At 71.2% G+C, this 8346-nt stretch carries 9 protein-coding genes; 4 read left to right on the forward strand and 5 right to left on the reverse strand.

What is annotated here, in order from left to right; translation table 11 throughout:
• Window positions 1-43 precede the first annotated feature (43 nt).
• Window positions 44-1471 carry a hypothetical protein gene (locus GTW40_RS24185; protein WP_161182283.1) on the forward strand — a complete coding sequence of 476 codons (1428 nt, stop codon included), beginning with the start codon at window positions 44-46 and terminating at the stop codon, window positions 1469-1471.
• A gap of 142 nt (window positions 1472-1613) precedes the next feature.
• Here GTW40_RS24185 and GTW40_RS24190 read toward each other — a convergent pair whose 3' ends face one another.
• Window positions 1614-2762: a helix-turn-helix transcriptional regulator gene (locus tag GTW40_RS24190; RefSeq protein ID WP_161182284.1), complete on the reverse strand. Its 1149-nt coding sequence runs from the start codon at window positions 2760-2762 to the stop codon at window positions 1614-1616.
• A 163-nt stretch (window positions 2763-2925) separates the two neighbouring features.
• On the opposite strand from GTW40_RS24190, the gene GTW40_RS24195 reads away from it, so the two are divergent.
• The 3 genes from GTW40_RS24195 to GTW40_RS24205 all read left to right on the forward strand — a co-directional run bounded on the left by GTW40_RS24195 (window position 2926) and on the right by GTW40_RS24205 (window position 4286).
• Window positions 2926-3342, forward strand: coding sequence for an ATP-binding protein (locus GTW40_RS24195; RefSeq protein WP_161182285.1), 417 nt, complete (start codon window positions 2926-2928; stop codon window positions 3340-3342).
• A 26-nt stretch (window positions 3343-3368) separates the two neighbouring features.
• Window positions 3369-3518 carry a hypothetical protein gene (locus GTW40_RS24200; protein ID WP_161182286.1) on the forward strand — a complete coding sequence of 50 codons (150 nt, stop codon included), beginning with the start codon at window positions 3369-3371 and terminating at the stop codon, window positions 3516-3518.
• A gap of 201 nt (window positions 3519-3719) precedes the next feature.
• Window positions 3720-4286: a TetR/AcrR family transcriptional regulator gene (locus GTW40_RS24205; protein WP_161182290.1), complete on the forward strand. Its 567-nt coding sequence runs from the start codon at window positions 3720-3722 to the stop codon at window positions 4284-4286.
• A 72-nt stretch (window positions 4287-4358) separates the two neighbouring features.
• Here the strand turns inward: GTW40_RS24205 and GTW40_RS24210 are convergent, their stop codons facing one another.
• The 4 genes from GTW40_RS24210 to GTW40_RS24225 all read right to left on the reverse strand — a co-directional run.
• Entirely contained in the window at window positions 4359-5555 is a 1197-nt protein-coding gene (locus GTW40_RS24210) for a TerD family protein (RefSeq protein ID WP_161182291.1), read from the reverse strand.
• A gap of 137 nt (window positions 5556-5692) precedes the next feature.
• Window positions 5693-6682 carry a zinc-dependent alcohol dehydrogenase family protein gene (locus GTW40_RS24215; protein ID WP_161182287.1) on the reverse strand — a complete coding sequence of 330 codons (990 nt, stop codon included), beginning with the start codon at window positions 6680-6682 and terminating at the stop codon, window positions 5693-5695.
• Complete coding sequence (locus GTW40_RS24220) at window positions 6679-7518, reverse strand: carbohydrate ABC transporter permease (protein ID WP_202486345.1); 840 nt, start codon at window positions 7516-7518, stop codon at window positions 6679-6681. Before GTW40_RS24220 ends, GTW40_RS24215 begins: the two co-directional genes overlap by 4 nt.
• Window positions 7515-8346: sugar ABC transporter permease (locus tag GTW40_RS24225; protein WP_161182288.1), on the reverse strand; the 832-nt coding region annotated here is incomplete at its 5' end. The genes GTW40_RS24220 and GTW40_RS24225, both read right to left, overlap by 4 nt.

Genomic DNA, 8346 nt, shown 5'->3' on the forward strand with positions numbered 1-8346 from the left:
GCTGAGCGGTCGAGCCCTTTCACGGTCCGAGGAGAACCAGCCGATGTCAGACAGCGCACCCCTGCCGCCCGTGCGGCTGCGCCCCGAAGCGGAGCTGGCGCACGCCGCGCTGTCCACCCCCCTGCTCTCCCGCGCCGCACGCCTCGCCCGCTGGGCGGGTCCCGAGACGCGCGTGGACACGGGCGGCAGCCTGGTCGAGGAGCAGCTGCCGGCCGCCGCCGCGCTGCTCGGGCTCGACGGGTTGGACGCCGCCGCCGAGGCCGCCGAGGCCTGGCGGGTCGCGGTGGACGCCGGGCTCGTCGAGATCACCGACGAGGAGACCGGGACCGTGGCGCCCGGCGACGCCCTCGCGCTGCTCACGGGCGGCTCCCCGCAGGACGTGCTCGGGGTCTGGCTGGCCGCCCTGGAGACGGTGCTGGAGGACGCGAGCGTGCCCGACCTGGACGGTCTGGTCGACGCCCTGGAGGAGGGCGGCGAGATCGATTTCGCGTCGCTGGACTGGGACCCCGAGGCCGAGGCGGAGTTCCTCGACGGCGTCCTCGGCAACCTCTACCTCCTGTCCGCCAGCGAGGACGGCCCCGGCGAGAGCCCGGTGCCGCTGCCCGCCCTCGCCGCCTCCGTGATCGTGCCCGGCGACATGGACGAGCCCACCGACGCCGTCCTGGAGCAGGTCTCCGACGCGATGATGCGCCTGGACGACCAGTTCAGGCTGCTTGAGCCGGTCGGCGCGGTGGAGTACGAGCCGGTGGACGAGGCGCTGATGGGCGACGCCGACACCGAGCCCGCCGCGTTCGCGGACGAGGACGACATCTCCCGCTACGGCATGGTCCGCCTCACCCCGCTCGGCGTCTACGGGATGCGCGCCCGGCTGCTGGAGGCCGGGTTCGAGGCCCCGGCCGTCGGCGACCTCGCGGACAAGGGCGCCGACGTACTGCTCGACGGCACCGCCGCCTTCGGACCGCAGGCCGCGCTCGCCGAGACCGAGCGATGGCTCGCCGAGCGCGAACCACTCGCCGCCGCACGGGAGTTGCTGGCGGCGGCGCGAGGCGTGGATATGGGGGCCCCGCTGCGGCGGCTGCACTGCCAGCAGGCGCTGTCCCTGGTCGGCCCGGAGGCGGAGCCCGCGCTGCGCGAGGTGCTGGACGACCCCGAACTGGGCGGCCTCGCCCGGGTGTGGCTCAGTGAGCGCGGCGCGGCCGATGTGCCCCCGCCCACCGAGGACCTGGTGTTCTGGCTGACCGTCGACACCATCGCCGCACAGCTCCAGGCGGAGGGCAACTCAGAGGAACTCCAGGCCCTGGTCGAGGGGTTGGCCGCACAGCACAGCGGCTTCTTCGCCGCCGCCTGGCGGGTGGACCACCCCGCGACCCCCGACGTGCTGGAGGCGATGGGCCGCCTCCACCCGGACAAGCGGGTGGCCAAGGAGGCCCGCAAGGCGGCGTTCAAGGCGCGGTCGCAGCAGGGGCTTTGAGATCTGTGAGGCGGGTGCTCACCCTGTTCAGCACACAGCCTGACCGGCGGTTCGTTCGCTCGTAGCGGCTGTGATGAAGCCCCCTGCCGTGCCCTGGGCCGTGAGGGGGCTTCTTGCTGCTGCTTTCGTACGTGGGAACGCCCTACCTGGTTGCTGTGACCTCGCGGGCCGTGTCCGCGAGCCACCCTGGGGCGTCCCGCTCGATGACCCGCAGTGTCTTTGTGAGCCGGTGCCGGGTGCGGGCGGAGGCTACCGTGTTCAGGATCGGGGGGAGGTGGTGCAGCGACGTTTCGGCTTCCCGCCACGCCCCCGCAGTGGCAAGCGCCGTGAGTTCGGCCGTCCGGTAGAAGAACGCGTTGCGCCCGGTCGCGTTACCGCCCGTCACCAGCTTGTTCGTCCGCTCGAAGTATGGGACGGCCCGCGTCTGGTCGGTGAGCGCAAGGAATACCTCGCCTTCCTGGCCGCTGATCTCCTCGTCATCCACCCACCAGGCCCAGCGGGGGTCACGGGGGTGCAGCGAGTCTTCCAAGGCGCCACGTGCCCGCTTGATGGCCTTCGTGGCGCGCGCCCGGTCCCCGGCCAGCGCGAGGGCCCGGCTTCTGCGTACGGCCGCCAGCAGCGCCACGCGGGGCGGTACTGGCTGACTGTCCAACTCATCGCAGACGGAAAGTACTTCGCCAACGCGGCCGTTCTCGATGCCATGCATGGCCAGCAGATCGAGTGCGAACCACTCCATCGGCCGGTTCCGGGCCAGCCGGGCAAGGTGCAGCGTCTCCATGAAGCAGGCCCGCGCTTCGTCCTGCCGGTTGGCGTCGAACAGCAACCAGCCGGCTACCTCGGCAAGTTCGGCGGCCACGGACAGAGCGAACTTGTCGTCACCGTTGATGCGCGCCATGGCGGCCCGCCACACCTGGAGTGCGGCATCCGCCACGTGGTCCCCGCCGTGGTCGTTGTCGTGGACGAGTAGCCACCCGGCGAGGCGTTGTACTTCTGCGTGTGGGCTGTCGTCCTCGCCCTCCGGTCGGGTGACGGGCAGGGGGGCGCCCTGCGCGACGGCCGCCGCCTGCCGCAGGTTCGCCAGGGGCTCTTCGAGCACTTCCGCGAGGGATGGTAGCCAGGCGTCCGGGATGCGTTCGCCGCGCTCCCAGCGGGAGACCTCGTTGCGCGTGAGCGTGGTGGTGCCGGACGCGAGGCATAAGCGCGTGGCCAACTTGGTCTGAGAGAGACCCGCGCGCTTGCGCAGGTCCGCCAGGTGTGCCCCGAACTCGGCCCGTCTTTCTCGGTCGTTCATGCCGTGCCCTCCTGCTACCAAGCTACCCGCACTGGCCCCTCCCCTGGCCCCTGGTGCGGCCCCTCCCCCCGATCGAGGACGCCGGTTGTCTGAAGCACCACAGTGCCCCGGCGACCGCGCGAACGGCCCCGGGGCTTGGCCGATCTGAAGAAAGCAGACCGACATGCCGCAACCTACAACCAGGGCTCGCCCGACCGGACATCCCGGGTACAGCGAGACCCTGCCGCGTGCCCCCAAGAGTGCCGCCACTGCCCGCCGCCTGGTGCGCACGGCCTGCGCCGCATGGGGGCTGCACGGGACGGCTGAGAGCGGCGCCTTGGTCGTATCCGAGCTGGTGGCCAACGCCGTGCGGCACGCCCGGCGGCAGTCCATCCGCGTGGTGGTGGAGCGCACTGCGCCGCGCACGGTCCGCGTGGCCGTCGCGGACTTCTCCCGCATGCTGCCCAAGCTGTGCACGCCGAAGGATGACGAGGAAGGCGGACGGGGCCTCGCCCTCGTGGCGGAACTGGCGGCCGACTGGGGCACGAAAGAGCGGCCCTGGGGCAAGATCGTGTGGGCGGACCTGGAGGGGCGCGTATGAGCGATGAAGGGCGCTCCGGTCGCAGCATGGCCCGAGTACACCTGTCGCAGCTGATCGAGATGTTCGGTACGGACGGCTGCCTGCGGATCGACACCACATGGGTTGAACCCGCCTCGGCCACTGCCGAAGCCGACTCGGCCACCGTCGACGGAAAGTCGGAGGAGCATCACGAGTAGACGCGACCGCCCCAGGGCGTGGCGAAGCCCCGGCCGGTACATGGAACGTTCCCGGTCTGGGCCGGTTCCCAGGCGCGGCGGCGCATCCGGGCACGAGGGGGCAGGTCCTGCTCGCGGCGGACTACGGTACTGAGCGGGGCAGTCTCCGTTTAATGTCCGACAAGATGCGGAGACAGTCTCCCGTTCGCGAGGAGTTGGATGATGGCGCAGGTCAGGCCCATGCGTGCGGACGCTCGGCGGAACTATGAGCGGCTGCTGGAGGTGGCGGCCGAGGCGTTCGCCGAGCACGGGGAGAACGCGTCCCTCGACGACATCGCCAAGCGCGCCGGGGTCGGCACCGGCACCCTCTACCGGCACTTCCCGACCCGTCAGGCGCTGTTGGAGGCGGCGTACGTGGAGCGGATCGAGGCCCTCGGCGCCCGCGCCGACGCCCTCGCCGAACGCCTGCCCCCGGGCGAGGCCCTCGCGGAGTGGCTCTACGAGCTCTGCGTCGCCTCGATCCAGGTCCGCGGCATGAAGTCCCTGCTGGGCAAGGCCGTCACCGACGGCACCCCGGTCCCGCCGACCACCTGCGGCGCCGTGGTCCAGGGCGCGGTGACCCGCCTGGTCTCCGCCGCCCAGGCCGAGGGCACCCTCCGCACCGACCTCTCCCCGGTCGACCTCCTCCGCCTCGCCCACGGAGTCGCCACCGCCTCGGAGCTGGCCGACGGCGAGGGCCGCGAGATCCGCCGCTATCTGACGGTGCTGACGGAGGGGCTGCGGCCGTAGCACCCACGGACGGCCGGGCGTACGGACGCGCCCGGCCATCGGTGTTTCAGCGTGCGGGAGTTGACCCGGTCGTCACAGCGCCCGCGCCCCCGGGTCCATCATGTTCTTCACCGTCCGGGCCTTCACGAAGTCGCCGAGGGCGGTCATGTCCCACTCGCCGGAGTACTGGCGGATCAGCTTGGCCATGAGGACGCCGGTCTGGGGTTCGGCGGAGGTCAGGTCGAAGCGGACCAGTTCCTCGCCGGTCACCGGGTCGATCAGGCGGCAGTACGCCTTGGCGACCTCCGTGAACTTCTGGCCGGAGAAGGAGTTGACGGTGAAGACCAGGCCGGTGACCTCCTGGGGGATGCGGCCGAGGTCGACCGTGATCACCTCGTCGTCCCCGCCGCCCTCGCCCGTGAGGTTGTCGCCGGAGTGCTTGATCGCGCCCTTCAGGATCGACAGCTTGCCGAAGTAGCAGGCGTCGACCGCGTTGCGCTGCGGGCCGTAGGCGATGACCGAGGCGTCCAGGTCGATGTCCTTGCCCCGGTAGGCGGGCTCCCAGCCGAGGCCCATCTGGACCCGGGAGAGCAGCGGGGCGCCGCCCTTGACCAGCGACACCGTCTCGTTCTTCCGGAGGCTGACCCGGCCCTTGTCCAGGTTGATCTTGCCCGCGCCGGGAGCGGGCGGAGCGGGCGCGGCGGGCTGGGCCGGGGGAGCGGCGGGCATCGGGGGAGCGGCCTGCGGGGAAGGGGGCGCGGCCTGCTGGGGCGCGGGGGCCGCGGCAGGCTGGGCCGGTTCCTCCACCGTCACGCCGAAGTCCGTGGCGATGCCCGCCAGGCCGTTCGCATAGCCCTGGCCGACCGCTCTGGCCTTCCACTGGCCGTTGCGTCGGTAGATCTCCACGACCACCAGCGCGGTCTCGCTGGCCAGGCTGGGCGGGGTGAAGGTGGCCAGGACCGCGCCGCCGTCCGCGTCGCGGATCGTGGCCGTCGGCTCGATGCCCTGGAAGGTCTGGCCCGCCGCGTCCGGGCTCGCGGTCACCACGATCTTCTCGATGTCCGGCGGCACGGCGGCGGTGTCCACCGTGATCGCGTCCGGCGCGGCACCGCCGCCGGAGCGGTAGGCCACGCCGGGGCCGGACGGCTGGTTGTAGAAGATGAAGTCGGCGTCGGAGCGCACCTTGCCGTCGGCGGTGAGCAGCAGTCCCGACACGTCGAGCCGCACGGGCGCGGCGACGTCCACCGAGACACGGGCGGCCGGCAGCGGGACGTTCGAACCAGGGGTCATAGCGGTCATGCCGGGTGAACGAACGACATGACTTTGCCGTTCCCTTACCCGGTGCCGTGACCCCCGTTCGGGTCACGGCACCGGACCGGACCCCGGGTCAGGCGGGGCCCGGCAGGCTCAGCGGCGGTGCCGCCGGGTCAGGGCACCACGACGATCTTGCGGCCGACGCCCGCCGCGAACTGGTCCAGCGCCTGCGGGTAGTTCTCCAGCGCGATCCGGTCGCTGATGAACACCTCGGGGTTCAGCACGCCGTTCGCGAACAGCTCCGCCGCCCGCTCGAAGCTGTGCAGCACGGCCATGGAGCCCGTGATGGTGATCTCCTGGTTGTAGATGCGGTACGGGTCGATCGTGACCCGCGTCGCGTAGTCGGCCACGCCGAACTGCAGGAACGTGCCCGCCTTCGCGACCCGGCCCAGACCGTCCTGGATCGCCGCCGCGTTGCCGGTCGCGTCGATCACGACCTCCCAGCCCTGCGGCCGGTCCAGCTCGTCGGCGTTGGCCGCCGCGCCCGAGACACCGAGCAGCTTGGCGGTCTCCAGGCGGGCCGGGTTGATGTCCACGATGTCCACGCTGGAGGCGCCCGTGCGCTTGGCCAGCTCCATCATCATCAGGCCCATGGTGCCCGAGCCGTAGATCAGGACATGGGCGCCGAGGCGGGAGTTGAGGATGTCGTAGCCGCGCACCGCGCAGGACAGCGGCTCGATCAGGGCCGCGTCCTCGGTGCGCACGTGCTCGGGCAGCTTCACGCAGTTGGCCACGGGGGCCACCGCGAACTGGGCGGCACCGCCCGCCGTGGTCACGCCGATCGCGGCCCAGCGCTCGCACATGTTGTTGTGGCCGTCGCGGCAGAACCGGCACTCGTAGCAGTAGAGGGAGGGGTCGACCGCCACCCGGTCGCCGACCGCGACCTCGGTGACCTGGCTGCCGATGCCGACGACCTCGCCCGCGAACTCGTGCCCGGGGATGATCGGCAGCTTGGGCGCGAACTCGCCCTGGAGGATGTGCAGATCGGTGCCGCACAGGCCGCAGGCCGCGACCTCGACGACGACCTCGCGGGGCCCGGGCGTCGGGTCGGGGACCTCCATGACGACGGCGCGGCCCACGGACTCGATGACGGCGGCCTTCATTTCACGGCTCCAAGCGACAGGCCCTGGACCAGCTTGTCCTGGGCGGCGAACCCCGCGGCGAGCACCGGCAGGGAGATGACGAGCGACGCGGCGCACACCTTGGCCAGGAACAGGCCCTGACTGGTGATGAAGCTCGTGAGGAACACGGGGGCGGTCTCGGCGACCACGCCCGTCAGGACCCGGGCGAACAGCAGCTCGTTCCAGCTGAAGATGAAGCAGATCAGGGACGTCGCCGCGATGCCCGGAAGGGCGATCGGGGCCACCACGCGGGCCAGGATCATCGGCAGCGGCGCCCCGTCCACCCGCGCCGCCTCGATGATCGCGACCGGCACCTCGGCGAGGAAGGACTGCATCATCCACACCGCGATCGGCAGGTTCATGGAGGTGTAGAGGATGACCAGGAGCCAGATGTTGTCCAGCAGACCGGTGTTCTTCGCGAACAGGTACAGCGGCAGCAGGCCCGCCACGGCCGGCAGCATCTTGGTCGACAGGAAGAAGAACAGCACGTCCGTCCACTTCTTCACCGGCCGGATCGACAGCGCGTACGCCGCCGGAAGGGCCAGGAGCAGCACGAAGACGGTCGAGAGCACCGACGCCATCGCCGAGTTGATCAGCGCGGGCCACGGGCTCGCCCCGCCGTTCGCGCCGAAGAAGTCGCGGTAGCCGTCCAGGGTGAGGGCGGCGGCGAAGGACGGCGGGTTGGTCGCCGCGTCCGTCTCGGAGTGGAAGGACGTCAGCGCCATCCAGGCGATGGGCAGGAAGAAGACGATGCCGGCCAGCCAGGCCACGAGGCCCAGACCGAGGCCGCCGCGCCGCTTCGCGGTCATGCTGCTCATCCGCGCGACACCTCCTCGCGGAACAGGGACGACACCACGCGCAGGGCGAACGTCGCGATGATGATGGAGCCGATGACGACGAGCACGCCCGCGGCGGAGGCCAGGCCGTTCTCGTGCGCCTGGTAGAAGGTCTGGTACACGGTGTAGGGCAGGTTGGCGGTGCCGAGACCGCCGGAGGTCAGCGTGAACACCGCGTCGAAGTTCTGCACGATGTAGATGGAGCCGAGCAGGGCGCCGAGCTCCAGGTAGCGGCGCAGGTGCGGCAGGGTGAGGTGGCGGAAGATCTGCCAGTCGCTCGCCCCGTCCACGCGGGCCGCCTCGATCTGCTGCTGGTCCCGGCTCTGCAGCCCGGCCAGCAGGATCAGCATCATGAACGGAGTCCACTGCCACACCAGCGAGGCCTCGACCGCGAGCAGCGGGGTGTTCGAGATCCAGTCGGGCTGTGGGCCGCCCACATAGTGCAGCAACCCATTGAACAGTCCGTACTCCGGGTTGTAGAGCACATGCTTCCAGAGCAGGGCGGCAGCCGTGGGCACCACCAGGAACGGCGCGATGAGCAGCGTGCGCACCGCGCCGCGACCGGGGAACTTACGGTCGAGCAGCAGCGCCAGACCCAGTCCGATGACCAGGCTGGCCAGCACCACCGCGACGGTGAGCAGCACGGTCACCCACACCGACTGGCGCAGGTCCGCGTCGGTCAGCACCTGGCGGTAGTTGTCGATCCCGCTGAACCGGCGGTCCTTCGGGTAGAGGGCGTTCCAGTCGAAGAACGAGATCACCAGCGTGGCCACGAAGGGCAGCTGGGTCACCGCGATCATGAAGACCAGA

It is taken from the genome of Streptomyces sp. SID4985, from assembly GCF_009863025.1.
GTDB lineage: Bacteria > Actinomycetota > Actinomycetes > Streptomycetales > Streptomycetaceae > Streptomyces.

What these genes read in the sequence shown, in the direction of transcription:
- GTW40_RS24185 (WP_161182283.1), top strand. Translation starts at nt 44, where the DNA reads ATGTCAGACAGCGCACCCCTGCCGCCCGTGCGGCTGCGCCCCGAAGCG.
- GTW40_RS24190 (WP_161182284.1), bottom strand. Translation starts at nt 2,762, where the DNA reads ATGAACGACCGAGAAAGACGGGCCGAGTTCGGGGCACACCTGGCGGAC.
- GTW40_RS24195 (WP_161182285.1), top strand. Translation starts at nt 2,926, where the DNA reads ATGCCGCAACCTACAACCAGGGCTCGCCCGACCGGACATCCCGGGTAC.
- GTW40_RS24200 (WP_161182286.1), top strand. Translation starts at nt 3,369, where the DNA reads ATGGCCCGAGTACACCTGTCGCAGCTGATCGAGATGTTCGGTACGGAC.
- GTW40_RS24205 (WP_161182290.1), top strand. Translation starts at nt 3,720, where the DNA reads ATGGCGCAGGTCAGGCCCATGCGTGCGGACGCTCGGCGGAACTATGAG.
- GTW40_RS24210 (WP_161182291.1), bottom strand. Translation starts at nt 5,555, where the DNA reads ATGACCCCTGGTTCGAACGTCCCGCTGCCGGCCGCCCGTGTCTCGGTG.
- GTW40_RS24215 (WP_161182287.1), bottom strand. Translation starts at nt 6,682, where the DNA reads ATGAAGGCCGCCGTCATCGAGTCCGTGGGCCGCGCCGTCGTCATGGAG.
- GTW40_RS24220 (WP_202486345.1), bottom strand. Translation starts at nt 7,518, where the DNA reads ATGAGCAGCATGACCGCGAAGCGGCGCGGCGGCCTCGGTCTGGGCCTC.